This is a genomic window from Micrococcales bacterium (assembly GCA_016703125.1).
Taxonomy (GTDB): Bacteria; Actinomycetota; Actinomycetes; order S36-B12; family UBA10799; genus JADKAV01.
The window spans coordinates 78,594-102,997 of sequence record JADJCR010000002.1 but is presented as its reverse complement, the minus strand read 5'-3'; the positions used below and the strand labels follow the sequence as shown (position 1 = coordinate 102,997).

The window sequence follows — 24,404 nt, the reverse complement described above, 5'->3', positions numbered from 1 at the left end:
CCTCAGCGGGCGCGACGCTGCAGCCGGTCCATGTCGATGAGGACCACCGAGCGGGACTCCAGCCGGATCCAGCCGCGGCTGGCGAAGTCGGCCAGCGCCTTGTTGACGGTCTCGCGGGAGGCGCCGACGAGCTGGGCGAGTTCCTCCTGCGTCATGTCGTGGGAGACATGCAGGCCGTCGGGCAGTTCGCGGCCGAATTTGTCCCCGAGTTCGAGCAGGATCTTCGCGATGCGCCCCGGAACGTCGGAGAAGACCAAGTCGGCCATTGCCTCATTTGTCCGGCGCAGCCGCTGGGCCAGAGCCTGCAGCAGCGCCTCGGCAACCTCGGGACGCCCGGTCAGCCAGGGCCGCAGGGCCGAGTGGCCGACGGCGATCAGCGTGGCGTCGGTCAGTGCAGTGGCGGTGGCGGTACGCGGGCCCGGGTCGAACAGCGACAGTTCGCCCAGCAGTTCGCCGGGTCCGAGGATCGCCAGCAGACTCTCCCGGCCGTCGGAAGCGGTGTGCCCCAACTTGACCTTGCCCTCGGTGATGACGAACATCCGTTCGCCGCGCTCGCCCTCCAGGAAAAGGTCCTGCCCCTTCGACAACCGCACCTCGACAGTGGATGACTGCAGGGCGGTGGCAGCCTCATCGTCGAGGGCTGCGAACAGGGGGGCTTGGCGTAAGACGTCGTCCACGCCTCACAGTGTGACTCAGGAATCGGTCCTCACGCCTGTCGTTCACACAACAGTTACCGATGCCGGACGGGGAGCGCGGTCAGCGCCAGTGCCGGATTTGCCCGGTATCGCCTAATGAGCTCCTCCGTCACAGCGTCGATCTGGCGGTGCAGGGCGTGCCGGTTGGCGGACAGCGACGACTCCATCGCCTTGAGCAACTGGATGTACGCGTGGCGCTGCACCTCGTCGTTGAGATCGACCACGCGGCTCCACAGCGACTGTGCCTCAGGCATGGAGGTGTCTATGTCGGCCGGGTGCAGGCCAAGTGCCTGCCAGCGGCGGGGGGCGTTGTTGGCGTCCTGCAGGACCTTCTGCAGGTCATGGGTGTCGACACAGTCGGTTTCGTTCAGCATGTCCAGCCGCGCCTGGAACAGCCTGCGCCAATAGGACACCCGGCTCTCCTCGTCGGTGAGGTGCTGACGCAGGATACGCAGGTCGTCCAGGGACAGGTCGCAGAGCAGGACCTGAGCGTCCGCGTGGGTGGTCATGGCGTTCCTATCGGACGGAAGGCGCGCTTCCCTGAACGCCCGCCCGGCGTATTGACCCCGTCAGGTGACGCCCAACCGGGTGGTTCGGTGGCCGCCGGGCCGGGGTGACCGCCACCACGTACCCTGGGTCGGTGGACCCCCGCCCCCCGTTGTCACTGGTGCGCCGGGCCCGTTCCGTGGACCGCATCCTGCAGCAGGCGTACCCCGATGCCCACTGTGAACTGGACTTCCACGACCCATACGAACTGCTCGTGGCCACCATCCTCAGCGCCCAGTGCACCGACGAGCGCGTCAACCAGGTCACGCCCGCGCTGTTCGCGAAGTACCCGGACCCGGCTGCCCTGGCTGCAGCCGACCGCGCCGACCTCGAGGGCATCATCCGGCCCACGGGATTCTTCCGGAACAAGGCCGCGTCCCTGCAGGCGATGGCCGCGGTGGTGTGTGAGAGGCACAAGGGCCAGATCCCGCGGCCGATGTCCGCACTCACGACCCTGCCGGGGGTGGGCCGCAAGACCGCGCATGTGGTGCGCGGCAACGCGTTCGGCCAGCCCGGGTTCACCGTCGACACGCACGTGCAGCGGCTGTCCCGGCGGCTCGGCTGGACGGAGGAGACCGACCCGGTGCGCATCGAGTACGCCCTCGACGCCCTGTTCCCGCGCAAGGACCGCACGATGGTGTCGCACCGGTTGATCTTTCATGGCCGTCGCTGCTGCTTCGCGCGAAAGCCGGCGTGCGCCGCCTGCCCGGTCGCGAGACTGTGCCCCTCGAGCGGGGTCGGGGAGCAGGACCCGCAGCGGGCCTCCCAGATGATCAAACGGCCATGAGTGTTCCGCACTGGCTCGATCCGCTCGTGACGGCGACCGTGGAGCTGTCCGGGGAGGCGCTGTCCAGGTTCACCCCGCCCGACGACGGCGGCCGCCGGTCCGCAGTGCTGGTGTTGTTCGGGGAGGGCGACCAGGGCCCCGATGTACTGCTGATCCAGCGCGCCCCGGACATGCGCTCGCACGCCGGTCAGCCGGCGTTCCCCGGCGGTGCCGAGGATCCGCAGGACGGCGGGCCGGTGGGTGCGGCTCTGCGGGAGGCGCAGGAGGAGACGGGCCTGGACCCGGCCGGGGTCGAGGTGATCCACACGTTGCCGGAGTTGTGGTTGCCGCCCACCGGCTTCGTGGTGACCCCGGTGCTGGCGTGGTGGGAGCACGACTCCCCGGTCAGCGTGATGGACCCGGCCGAGGTGGCGCAGGTGCACCGAGTGCCCCTGTCGGAACTGACGGATCCGCAGCGACGGGTGAGTGTGCGCCACCCGACCGGTTACGTCAGTCCCGGCTTCACCGTCCGGGGGATGCTGGTGTGGGGTTTCACGGCGTTGCTCCTCGACCGGATCATCGCCCTGGCCGGCTGGGAGCGCCCTTGGGATTCCGGTCGTATCGTGGACATCGGATGGACAGGTTGAGCACCCTCACGGATCGGCGCGGCTGAATGGGCGCCGTGGATATCGTCGTGCTCGGAGTCCTGGGCCTGGTCGCACTCATCGGCTGGCACCAGGGCCTGGTGCGCAGCGTCCTGTCGGTGGCGGGGACCGTGGGGGGCGGGCTGGTCGCCGCGGCGAGCCTGCCGTGGATCCTCGGTCAACTCGGTGCGCTGGGACCGGCGGCAGCGGCGATCAGCGTCGGGGTGATCCTGCTCGGGGTGGGCATCGGGAACGCCCTGGCAGTGACGCTGGGACGGCCGTTGTGGATGGCCATGCAGGCCGGCCCCGCGCGGGTGCTGGACGCATCCGCCGGCGCGCTGGTCAGCGTGGTCGCGGGTCTGGTCGCCATGTGGTTGGTGGCGGCCGCAGTCGCCGGCCTGCCCTCGCCGGCGCTGTCGTCGGCGGTCCGGTCCTCGACGTTGCTGCAGCAGGTGGAACGCCTCGCGCCCGCGCGGGCGACCGATCTGGCGTACTCCATGCGGGAGTTCCTCGACCAGGTGAACCTCCCCGACGTTTTCTTCGGTCTCGAGGGACTGCCCGGCAACCGGGTCCCGGCTCCGCCGAAGAACATCTCCCAGGCCGCGGTGACCGCCAGCCAGTCGGTCGTGCGGGTCTCCGGGCCGACGCCGTCGTGCGGCCAGGGGTCGACTGGTTCCGGGTTCGTCTACGCCACCGACCACATCGCCACCAACGCCCATGTGGTGGCTGGCATGAGCCAGGTCCGCGTCGTCACGTCCGACGGCCGCTCGTGGGGTGCTGACGTGGTCCTGCTCGACGCCGACCTGGACCTGGCGGTGTTGTTCGTGCCGGGGCTCGGGCTGACGCCCCTGGAGATGGCACGCGACGTGCAGGACGGCGAAGCGGCGGTCATCGCCGGCTATCCCGGTGGCGGGCCGCTGGACCTGCGCAGTGCCCGCGTCGTGACCCGCACTTCGGAGAGCCCGGTGTTCTCCGACAACATCTACGGCGACCCCACGAAGCCACGCGAGATCTTCGTCGTGCGCGGTCGCGTGATCCCGGGCAACTCCGGCGGGCCGCTGCTCACCCGGGACGGTCGCTACGCCGGCATCGTCTTCGCCAGTTCGCAGCAGTACAAGCGCACAGGTTTCGCCCTGACGCTCAAGACGGTGGCGCAGCAGTTGCGCAGCGTCGCCGACCGGACCGTGCCAGTGGACACGGGGCTCTGCTCGCGCTGAGCCGCCCTGCACCGCTTTTTGTGCCGGGCTCTTGTGACGAAGGTGCCGGTCCTTCGGGGTGGTTTGTGAGGAAGGTGCGGGGTCTGCGGCGCCTGACCGCGCACCGTCGTCGCAACCGGGCTTGCGCGGGCTGCACCTTCGTCACAATCGTGACACCACCCGGGCTCTTGTGACGAAGGTGCCGGTCCTTCGGGGTGGTTTGTGAGGAAGGTGCGGGGTCTGCGGCGCTTGACCGCGCACCGTCGTCGCAACCGGGCTTGCGCGGGCTGCAACTTCGTCACAATCGTGACACCCCCGCCTTCTGTGACGAAGGTGCCGGTCCTTCGGGGTGGTTTGTGAGGAAGGTGCGGGGTCTGTGGCGCTTGACCGCGCACCATCGTCGCAACCGGGCTTACGCGGGCTGCACCTTCGTCACAATCGGGGTGCAGATCGCGACCACCCGGCCGTCACGGGCGGTGGTGCGCCAGCCACTCCAGCAGCATCGGCAGCACGACATCCGGTCGTTCCTCGTGGGGGAAGTGCCCGCAGTCCTCGATCGCCGCCAGCTGATAGGGCCCCGCGACGTGGTCCTCACTGCCGGTGGTCGTGGCCGGCAGCACCGTCGGATCCTGTGCGCCGTGGATGTGCAGGACCGGTTGCCGGATCGGCTCGGCGGCCATCAGGGCGTTGAAGCGCCGGCCGTCGGCGCGCACGTAACTGCGCCAGGCCCAGCGGTGGTACTCCATGGCGCAGTGCGCGGTGTTGGACGCCAGGAATGCGGCGCGGAAGCGATCGGTCACCTCCGGCGTGAGCCACTCCCGGCGCACCGACCACGAGTGCAGCACCTCGGCCACCCGCAGGGCGTCGTCGGTGGCGAAATCGCGTTCGGGCAGCCACGGCCACTGGTAGCGCAGGGCGTAGCGCCAGGCCTTGATCTGGGGGTGGGTGCGCGCCGCTTCCCGCAGGCGCGTCGGGTGGGGTGCGGAGATGGCCGTCAGCCCCGTGATGATGCGGGAACGACGCGCCGCCGTCCAACCGATGTGGGCGCCCCAGCCGTGCCCGACAATCACAGCTGACTGCTCGCCCAAGCAGGCGATGACCCCGAGCACGTCGTTGGACAGCGTCGTTGGGTCGTACCCGCGCGGCGCGTGGTCGGATCCGGCGTAACCGCGCAGGTCCATGGCCGCAGCCCGGTACCCCGCGGACGCCAGAGCCGGGAGGTACTCCCGCCACGTCCACCAGAACTGCGGGAACCCGTGCAGCAGGAGGACCAAGGGTCCGTCGCCGGACTCCGCGAGGTGGAACTGCGCGCCGTTGGCCGGCACGAGGCGGTGCGACCACGGGCCGGGCGTGTTGATCGCCTCGTGCGGGGTGAAGGGGAGAGGCACTACCCGCGAAGGGTCGATTTGGTGGCCTCGAGGGCGGCCATCGACCGCTCAGGGCCGTGCACCGACTTCGCCCGGCTGCGTCCCACGAGGACCAGGATCAGGCCGAAGAGGATCAGCACGAGCGTCACGATGCCGAATCCGGCCCACACCGGCAGGCCGACCTCCACCAGCACGTAGGCGAGCGTGACCAGCAGGAAGATCACGCCGAGGAACAGGATCACCCCGCCGACGGCCAGCAAGCCGAAGGACGAACCCGCGGTGCGCATGTTGTCCTTGACCTCGGCCTTGGTCAGTTCGATCTGCTGCTTGACCAGTTCGGTGGTGTCGGCGGCGGCCGACCGGACCAGCTCGATGAGGCCGGGGTCAGTCTGCTTGGTGTCAATCGCCATGAGATCAGGGTAGTGGGCGCTGCTCGTTGTAGACGTCCGGAATCCCATCTTGGTCCTCGTCGCGCTCCTCCTCGTCGAAGAGAGCGCGGTATGACCGAGCGCGCATGCGCAGCGCGATCACCGAGAGGACCGCCGCGATCAGGCTGGCCGCGAGGATCGCGCTCTTGGCAGCGCTCTGCACGGGGCTGCCGTAATCGAACGCCAGTTCGGCGATCAGCAGGGACACGGTGAACCCGATCCCGGCAAGCAGACCGAGTGCCAGGATGTCCAGCCATCGCAGTCCCTGCGCCAGCGACGCGCGGGTGAAGCGGGCGGTCAGCCAGGCACCGATCAGCACGCCCACGGGTTTGCCCACCACCAGGCCCAGAACGATGCCGATGGCCACCGGATTGTCCAAGGCGGAGATCAGTCCCTGCCCGCGCAGGTCCACCCCGGCGGCGAAGAACGCGAATACGGGCACGCAGAAGCCCGCGGACAGCGGGTGCAGGGTATGTTGCAGCCGTTCGGCCGGCGCTTCGTGCTCGCCCGGGTCCTCCCGGATCCGGGTCAGCATGGCCAGGCTCACCCCAGCCACCGTGGCGTGGACGCCCGACTCGTGCATCAGCGTCCATGTGAGCAGGGCCAGCGGAACGTAGAGGAACGGCGAGCGTATCCGCGCGCGCTGCGCCAGCCAGTAGCCGAACATGCACGCCAACGAGCCCAGGAAGGGCACGAGGTTGAAGGCCTCGGAGTAGAAGATCGCGATGACGATGATCGCGCCGAGGTCGTCGACCACGGCCAGGGTGAGCAGGAAGGCCCGCAGGGCCACGGGCAGGTGCCGGCCGGCCACGGCCAGGACCGCCAGCGCGAAGGCGATATCGGTGGCCATGGGGATCCCCCAGCCGATCGGCTCGCCCCCGCTGGCGGTGAGGTTCACCGCAGCGTAGATGCTCGCCGGTACCACCATCCCACCCAGCGCCGCGACGACCGGTACGGCCGCTTTCGCCGGGTTGTTCAGCGAACCCTTGACCAACTCGTGGCTTGAGTTCCAGGCCCGCCACGAAGAAGAAGACGGCGAGCAGTCCATCGGCGGCCCATGTGGCAAGCGACAGGTTCAGGTGGAGGGCTTCGGGGCCGATCTTGAAATTCGCGAGCGTGAAGTACGCGTCCGACCACGCCGAGTTGGCCCAGACCAGCGCGATGGCCGCCGCCAGGATGAGCAGCGCGCCGCCGACGGTCTCGTCCTGCAGTTGTCGCAGGACCCATACCCGCTCGGTCAGCGGCGGCCGTTCGAAGACGGCTGACCGAGCGGGCCGGTCAGTCGCCACCCTGCCCCAGGCCTTCGCTGATCAGGCTCATCACAGCCGGATCAGCCAGGGTGGTCACGTCGCCCAGGGATCGGTGTTCGGCCACATCGCGCAGCAGCCGCCGCATGATCTTGCCGGAGCGGGTCTTCGGCAGTTCCCCCACAACGAGGATCTGCCGCGGCTTCGCGATCGGCCCGATCTCCTTGGCCACGTGGTTGCGCAACTGGGCCACCACATCGTCGGGGGCGGTCATGTCGGTGCGCAGGATGACGAAGGCCACGATGCCCTGCCCGGTGGTCTCATCGGCGGCACCCACCACGGCGGCCTCCGCGACCAGTTCGTGGGAGACCAGCGCCGACTCCACCTCGGTGGTGGAGATCCGGTGACCAGAGATGTTCATCACGTCGTCCACCCGGCCGAGCAGCCAGATGGCGCCGTCCTCGTCGAGTTTCGCGCCGTCACCGGCGAAGTAGTACTTCGGCCAGCGGCTCCAGTACGTGTCCTGGTACCGCTGCGGGTCACCCCAGATGCCGCGCAGCATCGAGGGCCACGGCTGGCTGAGCACGAGATAGCCACCGCCACCGGGGCTCACCACATCACCGTGGTCATCGACCACGTCGGCGTTGATCCCTGGCAGGGCCCGCATCGCCGATCCGGGCTTGCACGCCGTCACCCCGGGCAGCGGGCTGATCATCATGGCGCCGGTCTCGGTCTGCCACCAGGTGTCCACGATGGGGCAGTCGCCGCCGCCGATGTGGTCGCGGTACCAGATCCACGCCTCCGGGTTGATCGGCTCGCCGACACTGCCGAGCAAGCGGATCGACGACAGGTCGAACCGCTCCGGGATCTCGTTGCCCCACTTCATGAACGTGCGGATGGCGGTGGGTGCGGTGTACAGAAGAGACACCCGGTACTTCTCGATGATCTCCCACCAGCGGCCTTTGTGCGGGGTGTCGGGGGTGCCCTCGTACATCACCTGCGTCGCGCCATTGGCCAACGGGCCGTACACGATGTAACTGTGCCCGGTCACCCAGCCGACGTCCGCGGTGCACCAGTAGACGTCCTCGGGCTTGAGGTCGAAGACGGCGTGGTGGGTGTACGCGGTCTGGGTCAGGTAACCGCCGCTGGTGTGCAGGATCCCCTTGGGCTTGCCCGTCGTGCCGGACGTGTAGAGGATGAACAGCGGGTGCTCGGCGTCGAATGCCTCAGCGGCGTGCTCGGGGCTGGCGGCCGCCACCGCCTCATGCCACCAGACATCCTTGTCGGTCCAGTCGACGTCCTGGCCGGTGCGCCGGACCACGAGCACCTTTTCCACCGACGGGCACTCGGCGACCGCCTCGTCGACCGCGGGTTTCAGGGCTGTTGCCGAGCCGCGCCGGTAGCCGCCGTCGGAGGTGATGATCACCTTGGCCTGTGCGTCTTCGATGCGGCTACGCAACGCCTCCGCGGAGAAACCACCGAAGACCACGGAATGCGGAGCCCCGATCCGGGCGCAGGCCAGCATGGCGATCGCGGCCTCCGGGATCATCGGCAGGTAGATGGCGACCCGGTCGCCAGCCGCCACGCCGAGGTCGGTGAGCGCGTTCGCGGCGCGGCTGACCTGGTCCTTGAGGTCGGCATAGGTCAGCGTGCGGGTGTCGCCGGGTTCACCTTCGAAGTGGATCGCGACCTTGTCCCCGTGACCGGCGTCCACGTGCCGGTCGACGCAGTTGTACGCAACGTTGAGCTGGCCGCCCACGAACCACTTCGCGAACGGTGCGTCCGACCAGTCCAGCGTCTGCTGCCACGGGGTCTGCCAGTGCAGCCGTGACGCCTGCGTGTCCCAGAAGGCGAGCCGGTCGGCGGCGGCGAACTCGTACATCTGCGCCGTCGCGTTGGCCTGAGCCGCGAATTCCGGCGTCGGTGGGAAGAGCCGGTTCTCGTGCAGCAGGTTCTCCAGGGCATCGTCGGACATTCACGACCTCCTCGGGCGTTGTTCCCCCTATCCGATCAGGTCGCAGCGGCCGGGTGCAAGCGGGTCCCCCCAGGCCCCTCGGCTCTCGTCTGCAGAGGGAGCGACGCCACCGGTCGTTCTCCTGGGCTCCGCTCAAGGCGCCGGCTGCACGCCATTCGCGAGCGAGCGGTCGGCACACGCCCGTCGCTAGACTCCGGGCCATGACCGCACCGTCGGGGGCTGAGCAGGTTCCGGTCACCATGGACCAACTCATCGAGGCGTTGTGGCGCGTCGGCGGGACGGATCTGCACTTGTCCGGTGGCATGGCGCCGAAGTTGCGCCTCGAGGGCCAACTGCACGACGTGCCGGGGGTGGGCAGGCTGCTGCCTCCCCAGGTGGACACGTTGCTCTCCGAGGTCCTCAGCCCCGAGCAGATGGCGTACTGCCGCAGCGGAAAGGGTGACCTCGACTTCTCCTTCGGGTGGCGCCGCACGTTGCGCATCCGGGGCAACGTATTCCGTCAGCGCAACTCCCTGGCGGTGGCGCTGCGCATGATGCCCTCGGAGGTCCCGAGTTTCGACCAGTTGCGCCTGCCCGACTCTGTGCGCCGCTTCGCGCAGAGCGACCACGGGCTGGTCCTGGTCAGTGGCCCGACGGGATCGGGCAAGTCAACGACCCTGGCAGCGATGATCGCGTGGATCGCCAGCCACCAGGCCAAACACATCATCACCATCGAGGACCCGATCGAGTTCCTCCACCGGCACGGTCGCTCGGTGGTCAACCAGCGCGCGGTGGGCGAGGACTCCCCGTCGTTCGCCACCGCACTGCGCAGCGCCCTGCGGGAGGACCCGGATGTGCTGCTGGTCGGCGAGCTGCGCGACCTGGAGACGATCCGGGTGGCGCTGACCCTGGCTGAGACCGGCCACCTGGTCTTCGGCACCGTGCACACCAACGACGCCGTGCAGAGCATCGACCGGCTCGTGGATGTGTTCCCCGGGGAGGAGCAGGCGCAGATCCGTACGCTGCTGGGCTTGTCGCTGGCCGGCGTGGTCTACCAGCGCCTGCTGCCGCGCATCGGCGGCGGCGTGGTGGGCGCGTTCGAGGTGATGGTCGTCAACTCCTCGCTGCGCAACCTCATCCGCGAAGGCCGCACAGGCCAGATGCGCAACCAACTCGTCGTCGGTCAGGCCGACGGGATGCTGACCCTCGAACAGTCCCTGAGCGAACTGGTCCAGGAGGGTCTGGTGACCTACCAGGACGCCGTGGCCCGCTCGCGGTACCCGGCGGACATCGCCCGCCGCCGCGGGTACTGAACCGTCCCGGCTACGGTCGGGGCGTGGACGCCTTCGCCGCAGTGGCCGCCCTGCCGGGGGAGCGCAGGATGCCGCGGCGTCGGCCCGTTCGGCATTCGACGCGATCCTGTGGGACCGGCAGTTGCGGGCCAGGGCCGAGGATCTGTCCCGCCGTTCCGCGCTGGCGGGGGCGGCGAGTTCGGCCGGCATCGACGGCATCGAGATCGAGTGGAGCGTGTGGGAGGCCGGCCAGGCCGCCGACGACACCCCCATGGGCCGGGCCGCCGCAGGAATCGTCGCGATGTACGCCCAACTCCCCGCCATCCGTGGGGTCTGGGAGACCGCCCCGCTGCAGGCGCTGGCCAAGTTGCACACTTTGGTCGCGGTGCCGGTCGCGGCGGAGGATGTTGGCCGCCCCCGGACCGGTGACCCGCAGGATCCGCTGCGCATCGGACCGGCTCCGGACGCCACGACGGTCAGCCCCCGTCTGACCGATCTCGCGCGGCGCCTGACCACACCCACCGAGGCGCCGGCGTTGATCGTGGCCGCCATCGTGCACGCCGAACTGATGACCCTGCAGCCCTTCACGTACGGCAGTGGGCTTGTGGTCCGGGGCGTCGACCGCCTCCTGCTCAGCAGTCGCGGCGTCGATCCGGACAACTGGGCGGTGCCCGAGGCGGGCCTGCACGCACAGGGTCGCTCGGCCTATGCCCGCAGCCTGCGGGCCTACGCGCAGGGTGACGTGGTGCAGTGGGTCGGCTTCTACTGCTCCGCGCTGGCCGAGGGGACGCAGGGTCTGGCGGAGTTGGTGGGCTGAGAGCCGGCGCTTGTGCTCAAGGCGGGAGTGAGTCGGGCATCCGGGAGCGATCCAACCGGTCTTCTTGGGCCGAGGGGGGTTTGCGGGGGCTTTCTGCGCGCTTGTGCTCAAGGCGGGAGTGATTCGGATATCCGGGAGCGATCCAACCGGTTCTTTTCTCTCCCGCCTGTCCGGATCTCTCCCGGGTTGGGCTGTGGGGGCCCGGGGCACTCTCGCGCGCGTGTGCTCAAGGCGGGAGTGACTCGGATATCCGGGAGCGATCCAACCGGTTCTTTTCTCTCCCGCCTGTCCGGATCTCTCCCGGGTTGGGCTGTGGGGGCAGCGGCACGCCCGGGCGATACTGGCCACATGGCCCTGTCCACCTCCGGCGTGATCCGCTCGGCGCGCATCGGGATGCTGCCCGTGCGTGCCCTGGGGCGCTCCGCCAGGGTGCAGTTCGACGTGCTGCGCGGGGGTGACCGCGTCCAGCTGTCCAATGCCGCCCGCGCCGCGACCGCCGATGACACCCGCCGCGTGCTCGGTGAGCTCAAAGGCGGGGCGCTCAAGGCCGGTCAGTTGCTCTCGACGGTGGAGACATTGTTCCCGCAGGATCCCGATGGCAGTTGGCGCGCCGCGCTCACGGCGATGCAGCAGGACAACCCGGGCCTGCCGCTGGCCGAACTCGAACCGGTGCTGCGCGAGGAACTCGGCCGGGGCTGGCGCCGGCGGTTCGCGCAGTTCGACCCGGACCCGGCCGCAGCGGCGTCGATCGGGCAGGTCCACCGGGCCGAACTCGACGATGGCACGCAGGTGGCGGTCAAGATCCAGTACCCGGGGATCGCCGACGTCCTGGCCGCGGACGTGCGGGCGTTGTCCCTGGCTCTGCGCGCGACGTCGCTGGTTGCGCGGGGCATGGCCATGCCGCCGCTCGTGGCCGAACTGCGCACCCGGCTGTCCGAGGAACTGGACTACGAGCACGAGGCGGCGGCGCAGAACCGCTTCGCGCAGGAGTACCGCGGGGACGCAGAGGTGTTCGTCCCGCGGGTCCTCGAGGCGACTCGTCGGGTCATGGTCTCCGAGTGGCTGCCCGGCACCGGTTTCGCCGAACTGGCCGCGTCCGGGAGTGCGGCGGACCGGGACCGGGCGGGGGAGTTGTACCAGCGCTTCTTCCTCACCAGCCCGACCCGGGTCGGCTTGCTGCACACCGATCCACACCCGGGCAACTTCCGGCTGACCGAGGGCCGGCTGGGCGTGCTGGACTTCGGATCCGTACTGGCCACCCCAGCGGGGCTTCCGGAGACGTTCGGCCGGCTCATCGCCGGCATGCTGGCCGGGGACGACGCGGCGGTTGAGGCGCGGTTGCGCCAGGACGGGTTCATCCGGCCCGGCAGGCATCTGGAGGTGGACAAGCTCGCCGGTTACCTGGCGCCCTTCACCGAGGCCCGCCCGCCACGAGACGTTCACTTACTCCCGGGAGTGGCTGCGCAGCACCTTCGGCACGATCAACGACCCGCGCAACCCGGACTTCGCCGTGGCGTTGCAGATGAACATGCCGGCCGAACAACTCTTCACTCACCGGGTGTGGCTGGGACTGGTCGGGGTGCTCAGTGGGCTGAACGCCACCGTCGCCGTCCGCTCGGAGTTGCGTCGCCACCTGCCGGGATTCGCCGCCGGGCTGGACACGACACACCGCCCGTTCGGGTGAACGCCCCGGCGTGTTATCAACAAGGCTTCCCGCCGCGCCGATCTCAGGTATACAAAGGAACCAGATGGCGCAGGCCATCGACAACCGGGTCCGAGTACCCACGCGGCGCTTCACCCCACGTCGGGGATAGGTCGGCAAGACCGACCACCGAGCACGCTTGATCACTCGGACCCGGTTTACTGTCCGCCGAAACTCTGTATGCGCCCGCCGACTGCTGGCAGGATTGAACGGGTGAGCCTGGGTTTGGACTTCGACGCAGCGGCACGAGCCGCGGCCGAGCACCTGCGCACTACCGAAGGCCGGGTCCGACTGCACAAGACCACGTCGAACCTCTTCCGCTCGCGGGCCGCCACCGAGTCCGAACTCGATCTGTCAGCTTTCGGCCGGGTGTTCGACGTCGATCCGGCCACCCGGACCGCCAGCGTGGGCGGGCTCACCACATACGAGGACCTGGTCGCCGCCACCCTGGCCCATGGGCTGGTGCCGCTGTGCGTCCCGCAGTTGCGCACCATCACCCTCGGCGGGGCGGTCACCGGGCTGGGCATCGAGGCCGCGAGTTTCCGCAACGGTTGCCCGCACGAGTCGGTCAGTGCAATGGATGTGCTGACTGGTGACGGGCGGGTCGTGCGGGCCACCGCGGACGGCGAGCACCACGACCTCTTCTTCGGCTTCCCCAACTCCTACGGCACCCTCGGCTACGCCCTGCGCCTGGACATCGAGTTGGAGCCGGTGCGCCGGTTCGTGTCGCTTCGCCACGTCGGGTTCGATGACGCCGCCGCGCTCGCAGCGACGATGGCGGACATCACTGCGACGCGGCAGTTCGACGGGGTGCCGGTCGACTACATGGACGCCACGCTGTTCGAACCCCGCGAGATCTTCCTGACGCTCGGCTCCTACAGCGACCTGGGCCAGCCGTCGGACTACACCGGCCAGCAGATCTACTACCGCTCGATCCGGGAGCGCGGCGCGGACGTGCTGACCATCCACGACTACCTGTGGCGGTGGGACACCGACTGGTTCTGGTGTTCCTCGGCGTTCGGTGTGCAGAACCCCGTGGTCCGGCGGTTGTGGCCCGACCGCTACAAGCGCAGCGACGTGTATTGGAAGATCATCGCCGCGGATCGCCGGTGGCGGCTTTCCCGGCGCTTGGACCGTATGCGGGGCAGGGCACCCAAGGAGATGGTCGTGCAGGACGTCGAGGTGCCGGTGGCCGCACTACCGGAGTTCCTGGACTTCTTCCACCGGGAGGTCGGTATCACCCCGGTGTGGTTGTGCCCCCTGCGCCAGCGCGACGCGGACCTGCGGTGGACGCTGTACGAGTTCGACCCGGCGACGACCTACGTCAACGTGGGGTTCTGGTCGCGGGTGGCGCTGGGCTCCGGCGAGGATCCGGATGCCGGGCGGGTGAACCGTGCCATCGAGCGCGAGGTCGCCGGACTCGGCGGCCGAAAGTCCCTGTACTCCACGTCCTATTACGGCCGTGAGGAGTTCTACGAGATCTACGGGGGAGCCGCGTACGCGGGGTTGAAGGAGCAGTACGACCCCGACGGACGTTTTCCCGAGTTGTACGACAAGACCTGCGTGGAGGTGCGATGAAGATCGCCGAGGCGTTCGACATGTTGGCCGGACCCGGTACGGACGTGGAGTTCGTGGCCTACGACGGCAGTAAGGGGGCCGGATCGGCTCGGACATCCGCCTGGAGGTCAGGTCGCCCAAGGCGATCGCGGCACTGCTCGGCGCACCCGGGCAACTGGGTCTGGCCCGCGCTTATGTGGCTGGCGACCTCGAGGTCACCGGCGACCTGTACACCGCTTTCGACCGCCTGGCCACCGCCGCCCTGCGCGACGTGTCGTGGCGGGAGAAGGCCGCCCTGGGGCGGCACTTCGCGCCGTTGTTCCTGCGCAAGCCTCCGCCGCCGCCAGAGGAGGTGCACAACAACGGCATGAAGCACAGCCGCCGCCGAGATGCCGAAGTGATCTCCCACCACTACGACGTCTCCAACACCTTCTACGAATGGGTGCTCGGTCCCACGATGGCCTACACCTGCGCCGTCTTCCCCGGTCCGGACGCGACCCTGGAGCAGGCCCAGGAGGAGAAGTTCGAGCTGGTGTGCCGCAAACTCGGGCTGCAACCGGGCATGCGGATGCTCGATGTCGGATGCGGATGGGGCGGGTTCGCCATCCACGCCGCCAAGCACCACGGTGTCGAGGTCATCGCGGTGACACTGTCAGAGCAGCAGGCCCGCTGGGGGCAGCGGGCGGTGGTTGGGGCGGGACTGGAGGAACAGGTCGACCTGCGCCACGGTGACTACCGCGCGGTGCGGGAGACGGGTTTCGACCGGATCGCATCCATCGGCTTGACCGAGCACATCGGCAAGGAGAACTACCCCGCCTACTTCTCCTTCCTGCGGTCGCGACTGGTGGACGGTGGCCGGCTGCTCAACCACTGCATCACCCGCACCGATCCCAAGGAGAAGACCTACACCCGCAACGGGTTCATCAACCGCTACATCTTCCCCGACGGGGAGCTCGTGCACGTGGGCACGCTCGTCGATGCCATGGAGCACGAGCGTCTCGAGGTCCAGCACGAGGAGAACCTGCGTGTCCACTACGCGATGACCCTCGGTGTCTGGCTGGCCAACCTGGAATCGCACTGGGACGAGGCCGTGGCCGAGGTAGGCCTGCGCAAGGCCCGGGTGTGGCGGCTCTACCTTGCGGCCAGCAAGTGGGGCTTCATGCGCAACCGCATCCAGTTGCACCAGATCCTGGCCACCCGGACCTCCCCGACAGGGGACAGTGGGATGCCGCTGCGGTTGTCGCTGGAGGGGTAGGGCCCGGCCTCCTCGCCGCCGCCGACTGCATCGGTTAGTGAATCGGATAGGCGTTGGCGAAACGGGCCATCTTTTTCGCTCCCGGATGTCCGTATCACTAACACCCTCGCCGGGAGGGCGCCGCTCAACGACCCCGGCGATACCGGGAGTACCAGGCCAGCCCCAACGCGACCGCCCCCGCCGCGGCCCCGGCGCTGGCGGCTGCTCTCTGCTCCCGGCTGATGGTGCGGTGCATGGACTGCGGCTTGTCGAACTCCAGGATCGGCCACACCCGCTCCCGGGCCACCCGGCGCAGTTGCTCGTCGGGGTTCACGGCGTACGGGTGGCCGACGGCTTCGAGCATCGGCAGATCGGTGTAGGAGTCGCTGTACGCGTATGACTCGGCCAGGTCGTAGCCCTCCTCGGCAGCCAGCGCGCGCATGGCTTCGGACTTGCCCGGCCCATAGGCGTAGAAGAGGATGTCGCCGGTGTACTTACCGTCCTCGATGGCCATCTGTGTGCCGATGGCCTTGTCCACTCCCAGTCGTGCACCGATCGGTTCGACGATCTCCGTACCGGACGACGAGATGATGATGACGTCGCGGCCGGCGCTCTGGTGTTCTGCGATGAGCTTCACCGCCTCGACGTACACGATCGGATCCACGATCCCGTCGAGCGTCTCCGCCACGACCGCCTTGACCTGGTCGACGTCCCAGCCCCGGGACAGTTCCGACAGGTAGACCCGCATCCGCTCCATCTGCTCGTGGTCCGCCCCGGCGGCGAGGTAGACCAGTTGCGCGTATGCGCTTTTGAGCACCGCCGAGCGGCCGATCAGGCCCCCGGCGTAGAGCGGTTTGGCGAAGGCCAGCGAACTGGACTTGGCCAGGATCGTCTTGTCCAGATCGAAGAACGCAGCGGCACGCGCAGGCACGACCACCATGGTGTCACAGAGGCCAGTGCGCATCGTCCTTTCGGCTGCGCACCATCGGCTGAGCCGGTATTTTCTCCACACCGTCCGGCATCCGGGGGTATTCACTTGCATCTATTGCGGGATGGCGGGATAGTTGAAGAGCCCAACTGGGCGCACGGCCGATCTTTCCCCCCAATCATCGGCCCCGAAGGCCCCCGCATCCCCCCCTGCGGGGGTCTTCCCTTTGTCCACAGATCGTTCTGCCCACCTTGGACCGCGGCCACCTTCGGCGCAGGGTGGATGTGTGGCCGACGTTCTACTCCTCGGGCGGGATCCGGAAGCCGTCGACCATGTGCTGGCGCTGGCTTCGGCCGCCGAACTCACCGTGCAGGTCGAGGAGCAGGCGAGCGCGGCGGCGTTGATCTGGACGCGGGCCCCGGTGGTCGTCGTGTGCACCGAGGTGCTGCTCGAGGTGCGTGCTGCGGCGCTGCCTGAGCGTCCCGCGGTGGTGGTGTTCGGTGAACCGCACCCTGACCTGTGGCAGGTGGTCTTCGAGGTGGGCGCCGAGGAGGTGGTCCGGCCGCCGGGTGAACCGGGCTGGCTCACCGAACGGGTGTCGCGGCGGGAGGAGGACCGCGGTGCACAGGGGCGAGTGGTGGGCGTGCTCGGATGCCGCGGCGGCGCGGGTGCCTCGGTGTTCGCCTGCGCCTTGGCCATGTCCGCCGTGCGCGCCAAGTTGGGGGTCTACCTGCTCGACCTCGATCCGCTGGGATGTGGCTTGGGCGTGGTCCTGGGGGCCGACGAGGTGTCTGGTCTCACGTGGGATCAGGTCCGTGCCGGAGCCGGGCGGATCCCTGTGCGGTCCCTGGAATCCGCTGTGTCACGGGTGGAGGGGGTGGCGGTCCTCGGGTGGCCGGACGACGGTACCGCCGGACTGCCGACGGGTGTGGCGGCGGCGGTGCTCGACACCGCGCGCCGGTGCGCCGCGGTCACAGTGGTGGACCTCGGCCGCGGCGTCACGGATTACCAGCGCGAGGCGATGGCGCGCTGCGACCAGGTGTTCATGCTGGTGCCGGCAGATGTGCGCGGTGTGCGTGCGGCGCGGCGGGTGGTGGCGAGGCTCGGGGCGGCTTTCGACATCGTGGTCCGGGGCCCGAATCCCGGGGGGCTGACCGGGGCTGATGTGGCGGCGGCGGTCGGTGTGCCGGTCATCGCCGCGATGGCTCCGGACCGGGGTCTGGATCAGCGCCTGGAACGCGGCGAGCCGCCGGGATGGCGCCGCCGCAGCCCGCTGGGACGGGCGGGCGACGGGCTGCTGGCGGAGGTCCTGCAATGAGCGCCCCCGAGGCTGTGGTGGACCGGGTCCGCCGCCGGTTGGCTGCGGAGGGGTGGGCGGCAACGGCCCTGTCGGTCACGGAGGCGCTGCGCTCCGAAGGGCTGGTGCTACCGGAGTCGTCGATCGTCGAAGTGGTCCGCAGTCTGCGCACCGAGATCGCGGGCCTCGGCGTGCTGGAGCCCCTGGTCGCCGCTGACGGTGTCACCGACGTGCTCGTCAACGGACCGCGGGAGGTCTGGATCGACGCGGGCGAGGGCCTTAAGCGCAGCGACGTCCGGTTCCCGGATGAGGCCGCGGTGCGTCGACTGGCGCAGCGGCTGGCCGGAGGCGTGGGTCGCCGGCTCGACGACAGCGTCCCCTACGTCGACGCCCGGCTGGCCGGCGGTGTCCGGCTTCACGCGGTCCTGCCGCCCATCAGCGGGCAGGGCACGTGCCTGTCCCTGCGGATCCCGCGCCGCCGCGTGTTCACCCTTCCCGAACTCGTCGACGTCGGTACGCTCCCGGCGCAGGGCGCGGACATCCTCGCCCGGCTGGTGGCCCGGCGGGCCGCGTTCCTGGTGAGCGGGGGCACCGGGTCGGGCAAGACCACGTTGCTCAATTCGTTGCTCTCGGCCGTGGACCCGGCGGAGCGGGTGGTGGTCGTGGAGGACTCCGCGGAACTGCAACCGGACCATCCGCACGTGGTCCAGTTGCAGGCGCGGCCACCCAACACCGAGGGGTCCGGGGAAGTGACGGTGCGAGACCTCGTCCGCCAAGCGCTGCGGATGCGGCCAGACCGGGTGGTGGTCGGTGAGGTCCGCGGTGCCGAAGTCGTGGATCTGCTCGCGGCCCTGAACACCGGACATGAGGGTGGATGTGGCACGGTCCACGCGAACAGTGCCGCGGACGTCCCGGCCCGGTTGGAGTCCTTGGCGCTGCCGGCCGGGCTGGGCAGAGAGGGTCTGCACGCCCAGGTGGCGGCTGGCCTGCAGGCGGTCGTGCACGTCGTCCGGGATCCGCGGCGGCGCGTGGCCGGCGTAGCGGTGCTGCAGCGCGATGCAGCGGGTTACGTGAGCACCGTCCCGGCGGTGGTCTTCCGGGACGGCCATGTGGTGCCAGGACCTGCCGCGGACCGCCTGCCGTGATCGGCGTGGCGGTCCTGACGGTGGGGGTTCTGCTGCTCGTGCCCGCGTCGGTGCGTCCCCGGGTCATCCGCCGGTCGCGGTCCTCCTGGCGGCGTTTCGGTTCCTGGCGACGCACCTCGTCGGAGGCCGCCGTGATGGAGGTGCTCGGGGCGTTCCGTGACGAATTGCGCTCGGGGGCCGCCCTGCGGGACGGTTTCGAACGTGCCGCAGGCGACTGCGCCGATGAGATCGTCCGCCATGCCGTTGCGACCTCCCGGCTCGGCGGCGACGTCGCGTCGGCCCTGCGGACCGGTGCCGGTGGGCAGTCACTCCTGCTGGCGCTGGCTGCGCTGTGGCAGGTGTGTGAGGGATCCGGGGCCGCGATGGCAGCGGCCCTCGACCGCCTCGTGCAGGGCGCTGAGCAAGCCGCGGCGGTGCGCCGGGAGGTGCGGGCGCAATTGGCAGGGCCGCGGGCCACAGTGCGGGTACTGGTGCTCCTGCCCCTGATCGGGGTGGGAATGGGACTGCTGATGGGGGCCGATCCGGTCGGCTTCCTGCTGGGCACGATCTGGGGTTGGGGGTGCCTGGGCCTCGCCGGGCTGCTCGAGGTGCTGGGCGTGGTCTGGATGCGCAAGCTCGTGGCCGGTGTGGAGGCGTCGCTGTGAGCGTGCTGCTGCTGTGCCTGGGGGCGATCCTGCTCATCGCGCCTGGCAGCCGGGCGCGCGTGGTGCACAGGTCCCGGGGTCCGGGGGTGGACGCACCGACCGCGGCCGCGGCTGCCGCCGCGCTGGGCGTTGTGGCCCTCGTGGGCCGCTGGTGGGGGCTGCCGCTGGGACTGGCCGCCGGGTGGGCTTCCCGCCGGTTGTTGGAGCGTCTCGCCGCCGCGGACACCACCGACCGCGAGGGACTCCTGCGCCAGGCGCCGGATGCCGTGGACTGCCTGGCATCCTGCCTGGCCGCGGGTGCGCCGTTGTGGACGGGGATGACGGTGACCGCCGATGCGTTCGGCGAGCCCGTTGCGGGGCTGTTCAGGCGGTGCGCCGCACGCCATCGGCTCGGTGCCGGATACCCGCTGACGTTCGCGGAGTTCCTCGACGACCCTGCGCTGGCCCCCGTGGGCCGGGTGCTGCTGAGGTCCGTGGAGTCCGGCGCTGCGCTGACCACTGCCCTCGTCGCCTGCGTCGGGCAGCTGCGCGCGGAACGGGGCGCGGACCTCGAGCGCCGGGCCCGGGCCGTCGGGGTCAAGGCGGTGCTGCCTCTGGCGGTCTGCTTCCTGCCAGCATTCGTCCTGCTGGCTGTCGTGCCCATCGTGGGCTCGCTGGTCATGGACCTGTTCTGAGGTTGTGGACGCGCTCGGGCCGTTGTCCCCAGATCCGCTCCGGGCCCTGTTGGCCACCTTCCCGCGGCGGGAAAGTGGTTGAGCCGCCTTGAGTTCGGGGCGGACCAACCACAAGGAGGTAATCGATGGAGGCTGTCATCCAGCGGGTCGTCGCGGACGATGGGATGTCCACCGCGGAGTACGCCGTCGGGACCGTTGCCGCATGCGGGTTCGGTGGCGTCCTGGTGAAGCTGCTCAGTTCACCGGATGTCCAGGACGTTCTGTGGCAGGTGATCCAGAAGGCGTTCTCGTTCATCCTGTGAGGACGTCCTCTGCGCGCGGCGGTGGTGCGGCCCGGCTGCATCACCGCATCCGCGCCTCCGCCGGGATGTTCACCGCTGAGTTGGCCGTGGGGCTGCTGGCGGTGATCCCCGTGGTACTGGCCCTTGTGGGGGTGGTCGCTGCCGGCGCGGTACAGGTGCAGACGACGGAGGCGGCGCGCACCGCCGCCCGGATGCTCGCCCGTGGCGATGACGAAGTGGCCGTGCGCGAGCAGGTGGTGTCTGCCCTGCCCGGGGCGCAGGTGCGGATCCACGATGAAGCCGGGCGCCTGCGGGTCGAGGTGAGCAGGGTGGTCGGGGGGCGCGGGCTGCTCCCGCGCTTCACCATGCGCGCCGAGGTGAGGACCGTGCGTGAGACGTGAGGAGCGGGGTGCCGCCACCGTCCTGCTCGTAGCGGGACTGTGCGTCGGGCTGGTGGCGTTCCTCGGCGCTCTGGGCGTGGTCCGGTTCGCGGTGGCTCGCGCCGAGGTCTCAGCTGCTGCTGACCTGGCGGCACTGGCCGCTGCCGGGCCGATGGATTGCACCGAGGCGCGCGCGACTGCGCACGACAACGGTGCCGAACTCGTCTCGTGTGAGGTGTACGGGGCCGACGTGGAGGTGGTGGTGGGCCGCGAGCTTGAGCTGGCGATGGGCCGCACCGTGCGCGTGACCGCCTGGGCGCGGGCGGGGCCGCCGTGACTGACAGGGGTGTCTGCCATGGCGTTGTCTGGCAAAGTGGCGGGCAGCGGATCCGGGAGGCGACATGCACGTGCAGGTCAACAGCGAGCAGCAGGGTGCAGCGACGGTGGTGCACGCCGCCGGCGAGGTCGACCTGCACACCGCAGCAACCCTGCAGGCGGAACTGGAGTCGGCAGTGGCCGCGCAGGCACCGCTCATCGTGGTCGACCTCGCGGCCGTCGACTTCATGGACTCGACTGGGCTGTCGGTGATCGTGGCCACGGTGGCGGCGGTGCGGGAGTACCGCGGTGAGGTGCGGGTGGTCACGGCGGCGGGCAAGATCACGAAGGTCTTCACGCTCACCGGCGTCGACCAGCAGGTGGGCATGTACGCCACGGTTGAGGAAGCCCTGACCTGATGGCCGCCTGCTCGCTGAGGATCCCCGCGGATTCCGCGCAGGTGCGGGTGGCCCGATTGGTCGCCACTGCGGCTGCCCGGCGATGTGGGTTGACCGAGGACGACGTGGACGACGTGCGCCTGGCGGTGGGCGAGGCGGTGGGCCGCGCGGTCGTGCGGCACGAGCGCGCGGGCTCGGCCGCCGGAGTGGACGTGCGGATCGTCGACTCTGACCGCGATTTCGTGATCGAGGTGCGTGATTCCGGCGCCGCCGACGACCCCGGGATGGCTATGGCCGTCATCCGCGCACTGGTCCCCGGGACCGAGGTGACCTGGCCGCCGGAGGGGGGCCAGGTGCTGCGGATGTCCTGGTCACGGCCGGAAACGGGCTGACCTGTAAGCGGGACGTAAGTTACCCACAGGTAGAATCGCGCCCAGTCGGTCCTGGGAGGGCCCGGCTCCACCAAGGCGCACCGGTCAGGGGACTGTCTCCGCCCGGCGCCCGCAAGGGAATCCGAGGAGCAAACCGTATGTCCGCAGGCACTGCCGCAGCGAACGTAGTGACTCTGTCGGGCGGCAACTACACCACTGTCATCGTCGTGGCGCTCATCGCGCTGCTCGCGCTGGCGGTGGCCGGGTTGCTCGTCCGCGAGGTACTCGCCGCCAGCGAAGGCACTGACTCGATGAAGAGCATCGCCGGAGCCATCCAGGAGGGGGCATCGGCTTATCTGAGTCGCCAGTTCCGCACGCTGAGCATCTTCGCCGTCATCGTCTTCTTCGTCCTCTTCCTGCTTCCGGCAGAGACGACCAACGAGAGGATCGGTCGCTCGATCTTCTTCCTCGTCGGCGCGGTGTTCTCCGCGGTGACCGGCTACGTCGGCATGTGGCTGGCCGTGCGCGCCAACGTGCGCGTGGCGGCCGCGGCCCGCGAGGGCAAGAGCGGAGAGACCAAGGCCATGCGCATCGCCTTCCGCACCGGTGGTGTGGCGGGCATGTTCACCGTCGGCCTGGGCCTGCTCGGTGCGGCGATCGTGGTGCTGGTCTACAAGGGCGAGGCGCCGAAGGTCCTGGAGGGCTTCGGCTTCGGCGCAGCCCTGCTGGCCATGTTCATGCGTGTCGGTGGCGGTATCTTCACCAAGGCTGCTGACGTCGGCGCGGACCTCGTCGGCAAGGTCGAGCAGGGCATCCCCGAGGACGACCCCCGCAACGCCGCGACCATCGCCGACAACGTCGGTGACAACGTGGGTGACTGCGCCGGTATGGCCGCGGACCTCTTCGAGTCCTACGCGGTGACCCTGGTGGCTGCGCTGATCCTCGGCCAGGCCGCCCTCGGCAGCCTCGGCCTGGTCATCCCGCTGGTGATCCCGGCGATCGGTGTCATCACGGCGATGATCGGCATCTTCGCGGTCTCCCCGCGCCCCAACGACCGCTCCGGCATGAGCGCGATCAACCGCGGGTTCTTCATCTCCGCGATCATCTCGGCTGTGCTGGTAGCCATCGCCGCCTTCATCTGGCTGCCCGACCGCCTGGTCAAGCTGACCGACTGGACCGTGGTCGGCGAGCGGCTGCAGTTGAGCGTGACCACCGCCGAGACGCTCAACCCGCGTTTCCTGGTGATCGCCGCCGTGTTGATCGGCATCATCCTGGCCGCCGCCATCCAGCAGTTGACCGGGTACTTCACCGAGACCAACCGTCGTCCGGTGGACGACGTGGCCCGCACCTCGCTGACCGGTCCGGCGACCGTCATCCTGTCGGGTATCTCGCTCGGCCTGGAGTCCGCGGTGTACTCCGCGCTGCTCATCGGCGCCGCGGTGTACGGGGCGTTCCTGCTGGGTGCCGGTTCGATCACCCTGAGCCTGTTCGCAGTGGCGCTGGCCGGTACCGGTCTGCTGACGACGGTTGGCGTCATCGTTGCGATGGACACCTTCGGTCCGGTCTCCGACAACGCGCAGGGCATCGCCGAGATGTCCGGCGACGTCGAGGGCGAGGGTGCCCAGGTGCTCACCAGCCTGGACGCGGTGGGCAACACCACGAAGGCGATCACCAAGGGGATCGCGATCGCGACCGCCGTACTGGCGGCAACGGCGCTGTTCGGTTCCTTCCGCGACGCGGTGCAGCAGGCGACGGCTCAGGCCGGCGATGCGCTGCAGGGCCTCGGCGCGCAGGACGCCTCCCAATATCTGGGCATCCTCGACGTCTCCAACCCGCGCAACCTGGTCGGTCTGCTGATCGGCGCCTCGGTGGTGTTCCTGTTCTCGGGTCTGGCGATCAACGCTGTGACCCGGGCGGCCGGCGCCATCATCTTCGAGGTGCGCAAGCAGTTCCGGGAGCACCCGGGAATCATGGAAGGCACTGAGAAGCCGGAGTACGGCAAGGTCGTGGACATCTGCACCCGCGACTCCCTGCGGGAGCTGAGCACGCCGGGTCTGCTGGCCATCCTGACGCCGATCGCTGTGGGCTTCGGCCTGGGCATCGGCGCCCTCGGATCGTTCCTGGCGGGCACTATCGCCACAGGCGCCCTGATGGCCGTGTTCCTGGCCAACTCCGGTGGGGCCTGGGACAACGCGAAGAAGTTCGTCGAGGACGGTAACCACGGCGGCAAGGGCTCCGAGGCCCACTCCGCCACGGTCATCGGTGACACCGTCGGTGACCCGTTCAAGGACACCGCCGGTCCGGCGATCAACCCGCTGATCAAGGTCATGAACCTGGTCTCGCTGCTGATCGCCCCGGCTGTGGTGTCGATGTTCCTCGACGGCAACGCGCTGCGCTGGGCCATCGCGGCCGGTGCGCTGGCTGTGGTCGTGGGCGCGGTCGTCATCACCAAGCGCCGGCCGATCGCGGTCAGCCCGGAGGAGATCGCTTCGCAGGTCTCCTGAACAGCACCAGCGGCCCCCGTTC

General features: G+C 69.6%; 23 protein-coding genes and 2 pseudogenes. 18 read left to right on the top strand and 7 right to left on the bottom strand.

Going from position 1 to position 24,404, the window contains the following annotated elements:
• Positions 1 to 2: 2 nt before the first annotated feature.
• Together IPG68_02085 and IPG68_02080 are read right to left on the bottom strand one after the other, a co-directional pair.
• Complete coding sequence (locus IPG68_02085) at positions 3 to 677, bottom strand: Crp/Fnr family transcriptional regulator (protein ID MBK6762132.1); 675 nt, start codon at positions 675 to 677, stop codon at positions 3 to 5.
• A 53-nt stretch (positions 678 to 730) separates the two neighbouring features.
• Positions 731 to 1,204 (bottom strand): hypothetical protein, encoded by a 474-nt coding sequence (locus IPG68_02080; GenBank protein ID MBK6762131.1) that lies wholly within the window; start codon positions 1,202 to 1,204, stop codon positions 731 to 733.
• A gap of 131 nt (positions 1,205 to 1,335) precedes the next feature.
• Here IPG68_02080 and nth point away from each other — a divergent pair, with 131 nt between their 5' ends.
• The 3 genes from nth to IPG68_02065 are packed head-to-tail and all read left to right on the top strand — an operon-like array spanning position 1,336 to position 3,868.
• Positions 1,336 to 2,028 carry an endonuclease III gene (gene nth, locus IPG68_02075; protein MBK6762130.1) on the top strand — a complete coding sequence of 231 codons (693 nt, stop codon included), beginning with the start codon at positions 1,336 to 1,338 and terminating at the stop codon, positions 2,026 to 2,028.
• On the top strand, positions 2,025 to 2,654 hold the full coding sequence (locus IPG68_02070) for a CoA pyrophosphatase (GenBank protein MBK6762129.1): 630 nt from the start codon (positions 2,025 to 2,027) through the stop codon (positions 2,652 to 2,654). Before nth ends, IPG68_02070 begins: the two co-directional genes overlap by 4 nt.
• Before the next feature lie 35 nt (positions 2,655 to 2,689).
• Positions 2,690 to 3,868, top strand: a complete 1,179-nt coding sequence (locus IPG68_02065; protein ID MBK6762128.1) for a MarP family serine protease — start codon at positions 2,690 to 2,692, stop codon at positions 3,866 to 3,868.
• A gap of 446 nt (positions 3,869 to 4,314) precedes the next feature.
• Here the strand turns inward: IPG68_02065 and IPG68_02060 are convergent, their stop codons facing one another.
• From IPG68_02060 to acs, 4 genes and pseudogenes are all read right to left on the bottom strand, one after another.
• Complete coding sequence (locus IPG68_02060) at positions 4,315 to 5,205, bottom strand: alpha/beta hydrolase (protein MBK6762127.1); 891 nt, start codon at positions 5,203 to 5,205, stop codon at positions 4,315 to 4,317.
• A 29-nt stretch (positions 5,206 to 5,234) separates the two neighbouring features.
• On the bottom strand, positions 5,235 to 5,624 hold the full coding sequence (locus tag IPG68_02055) for a phage holin family protein (GenBank protein ID MBK6762126.1): 390 nt from the start codon (positions 5,622 to 5,624) through the stop codon (positions 5,235 to 5,237).
• Between the two features lie 4 nt (positions 5,625 to 5,628).
• A pseudogene (nhaA, locus tag IPG68_02050) lies at positions 5,629 to 6,883 on the bottom strand (Na+/H+ antiporter NhaA).
• Positions 6,884 to 6,920: 37 nt separating this feature from the next.
• Positions 6,921 to 8,864, bottom strand: coding sequence for an acetate--CoA ligase (gene acs / locus IPG68_02045; protein ID MBK6762125.1), 1,944 nt, complete (start codon positions 8,862 to 8,864; stop codon positions 6,921 to 6,923).
• 239 nt (positions 8,865 to 9,103) lie between these two features.
• On the opposite strand from acs, the gene IPG68_02040 reads away from it, so the two are divergent.
• The 5 genes and pseudogenes from IPG68_02040 to IPG68_02020 all read left to right on the top strand — a co-directional run bounded on the left by IPG68_02040 (position 9,104) and on the right by IPG68_02020 (position 15,466).
• Positions 9,104 to 10,156, top strand: a complete 1,053-nt coding sequence (locus IPG68_02040) for a PilT/PilU family type 4a pilus ATPase (protein MBK6762124.1) — start codon at positions 9,104 to 9,106, stop codon at positions 10,154 to 10,156.
• Positions 10,157 to 10,277: 121 nt separating this feature from the next.
• A complete protein-coding gene (locus tag IPG68_02035; protein ID MBK6762123.1) occupies positions 10,278 to 10,952 on the top strand; it encodes an oxidoreductase in 675 nt (224 codons plus the stop codon).
• A 348-nt stretch (positions 10,953 to 11,300) separates the two neighbouring features.
• Complete coding sequence (locus tag IPG68_02030) at positions 11,301 to 12,797, top strand: AarF/ABC1/UbiB kinase family protein (protein MBK6762122.1); 1,497 nt, start codon at positions 11,301 to 11,303, stop codon at positions 12,795 to 12,797.
• Between the two features lie 37 nt (positions 12,798 to 12,834).
• Positions 12,835 to 14,232, top strand: a complete 1,398-nt coding sequence (locus IPG68_02025; GenBank protein MBK6762121.1) for an FAD-binding oxidoreductase — start codon at positions 12,835 to 12,837, stop codon at positions 14,230 to 14,232.
• Positions 14,229 to 15,466: pseudogene (locus IPG68_02020) on the top strand (class I SAM-dependent methyltransferase). Before IPG68_02025 ends, IPG68_02020 begins: the two are co-directional and overlap by 4 nt.
• Before the next feature lie 124 nt (positions 15,467 to 15,590).
• On the opposite strand, the gene IPG68_02015 reads toward IPG68_02020, so the two are convergent.
• Positions 15,591 to 16,409, bottom strand: coding sequence for an HAD family hydrolase (locus tag IPG68_02015; GenBank protein ID MBK6762120.1), 819 nt, complete (start codon positions 16,407 to 16,409; stop codon positions 15,591 to 15,593).
• Between the two features lie 250 nt (positions 16,410 to 16,659).
• Between IPG68_02015 and IPG68_02010 the strand changes: the two genes are divergently transcribed.
• The 10 genes from IPG68_02010 to IPG68_01965 all read left to right on the top strand — a co-directional run bounded on the left by IPG68_02010 (position 16,660) and on the right by IPG68_01965 (position 24,382).
• Positions 16,660 to 17,691: a hypothetical protein gene (locus tag IPG68_02010; protein MBK6762119.1), complete on the top strand. Its 1,032-nt coding sequence runs from the start codon at positions 16,660 to 16,662 to the stop codon at positions 17,689 to 17,691.
• A complete protein-coding gene (locus tag IPG68_02005; GenBank protein ID MBK6762118.1) occupies positions 17,688 to 18,815 on the top strand; it encodes a TadA family conjugal transfer-associated ATPase in 1,128 nt (375 codons plus the stop codon). Before IPG68_02010 ends, IPG68_02005 begins: the two co-directional genes overlap by 4 nt.
• 5 nt (positions 18,816 to 18,820) lie before the next feature.
• Positions 18,821 to 19,459 (top strand): type II secretion system F family protein, encoded by a 639-nt coding sequence (locus IPG68_02000; GenBank protein ID MBK6762117.1) that lies wholly within the window; start codon positions 18,821 to 18,823, stop codon positions 19,457 to 19,459.
• Positions 19,456 to 20,133, top strand: a complete 678-nt coding sequence (locus IPG68_01995) for a type II secretion system F family protein (GenBank protein MBK6762116.1) — start codon at positions 19,456 to 19,458, stop codon at positions 20,131 to 20,133. The genes IPG68_02000 and IPG68_01995 overlap by 4 nt, the downstream gene beginning before the upstream one ends.
• A 125-nt stretch (positions 20,134 to 20,258) precedes the next feature.
• A complete protein-coding gene (locus tag IPG68_01990) occupies positions 20,259 to 20,435 on the top strand; it encodes a DUF4244 domain-containing protein (protein ID MBK6762115.1) in 177 nt (58 codons plus the stop codon).
• Positions 20,432 to 20,815: a pilus assembly protein TadE gene (locus IPG68_01985; protein MBK6762114.1), complete on the top strand. Its 384-nt coding sequence runs from the start codon at positions 20,432 to 20,434 to the stop codon at positions 20,813 to 20,815. Before IPG68_01990 ends, IPG68_01985 begins: the two co-directional genes overlap by 4 nt.
• Positions 20,805 to 21,131, top strand: coding sequence for a flp pilus-assembly TadE/G-like family protein (locus IPG68_01980; protein MBK6762113.1), 327 nt, complete (start codon positions 20,805 to 20,807; stop codon positions 21,129 to 21,131). Before IPG68_01985 ends, IPG68_01980 begins: the two co-directional genes overlap by 11 nt.
• A 64-nt stretch (positions 21,132 to 21,195) precedes the next feature.
• A complete protein-coding gene (locus IPG68_01975; protein ID MBK6762112.1) occupies positions 21,196 to 21,528 on the top strand; it encodes an STAS domain-containing protein in 333 nt (110 codons plus the stop codon).
• Positions 21,528 to 21,899, top strand: coding sequence for an ATP-binding protein (locus tag IPG68_01970; protein ID MBK6762111.1), 372 nt, complete (start codon positions 21,528 to 21,530; stop codon positions 21,897 to 21,899). Before IPG68_01975 ends, IPG68_01970 begins: the two co-directional genes overlap by 1 nt.
• Positions 21,900 to 22,036: 137 nt before the next feature.
• Positions 22,037 to 24,382: a sodium-translocating pyrophosphatase gene (locus IPG68_01965; GenBank protein ID MBK6762110.1), complete on the top strand. Its 2,346-nt coding sequence runs from the start codon at positions 22,037 to 22,039 to the stop codon at positions 24,380 to 24,382.
• Positions 24,383 to 24,404 lie beyond the last annotated feature (22 nt).

Coding starts and splice junctions, on each gene's coding strand:
- IPG68_01975 (MBK6762112.1), top strand. CDS start 21,196: ATGCACGTGCAGGTCAACAGCGAGCAGCAGGGTGCAGCGACGGTGGTG.
- IPG68_02055 (MBK6762126.1), bottom strand. CDS start 5,624: ATGGCGATTGACACCAAGCAGACTGACCCCGGCCTCATCGAGCTGGTC.
- IPG68_02070 (MBK6762129.1), top strand. CDS start 2,025: ATGAGTGTTCCGCACTGGCTCGATCCGCTCGTGACGGCGACCGTGGAG.
- IPG68_01970 (MBK6762111.1), top strand. CDS start 21,528: ATGGCCGCCTGCTCGCTGAGGATCCCCGCGGATTCCGCGCAGGTGCGG.
- IPG68_02030 (MBK6762122.1), top strand. CDS start 11,301: ATGGCCCTGTCCACCTCCGGCGTGATCCGCTCGGCGCGCATCGGGATG.
- IPG68_02015 (MBK6762120.1), bottom strand. CDS start 16,409: ATGCGCACTGGCCTCTGTGACACCATGGTGGTCGTGCCTGCGCGTGCC.
- IPG68_01965 (MBK6762110.1), top strand. CDS start 22,037: ATGTCCGCAGGCACTGCCGCAGCGAACGTAGTGACTCTGTCGGGCGGC.
- IPG68_02025 (MBK6762121.1), top strand. CDS start 12,835: ATGCGCCCGCCGACTGCTGGCAGGATTGAACGGGTGAGCCTGGGTTTG.
- IPG68_02040 (MBK6762124.1), top strand. CDS start 9,104: ATGGACCAACTCATCGAGGCGTTGTGGCGCGTCGGCGGGACGGATCTG.
- IPG68_02005 (MBK6762118.1), top strand. CDS start 17,688: ATGAGCGCCCCCGAGGCTGTGGTGGACCGGGTCCGCCGCCGGTTGGCT.
- IPG68_02080 (MBK6762131.1), bottom strand. CDS start 1,204: ATGACCACCCACGCGGACGCTCAGGTCCTGCTCTGCGACCTGTCCCTG.
- acs (MBK6762125.1), bottom strand. CDS start 8,864: ATGTCCGACGATGCCCTGGAGAACCTGCTGCACGAGAACCGGCTCTTC.
- IPG68_01990 (MBK6762115.1), top strand. CDS start 20,259: ATGGAGGCTGTCATCCAGCGGGTCGTCGCGGACGATGGGATGTCCACC.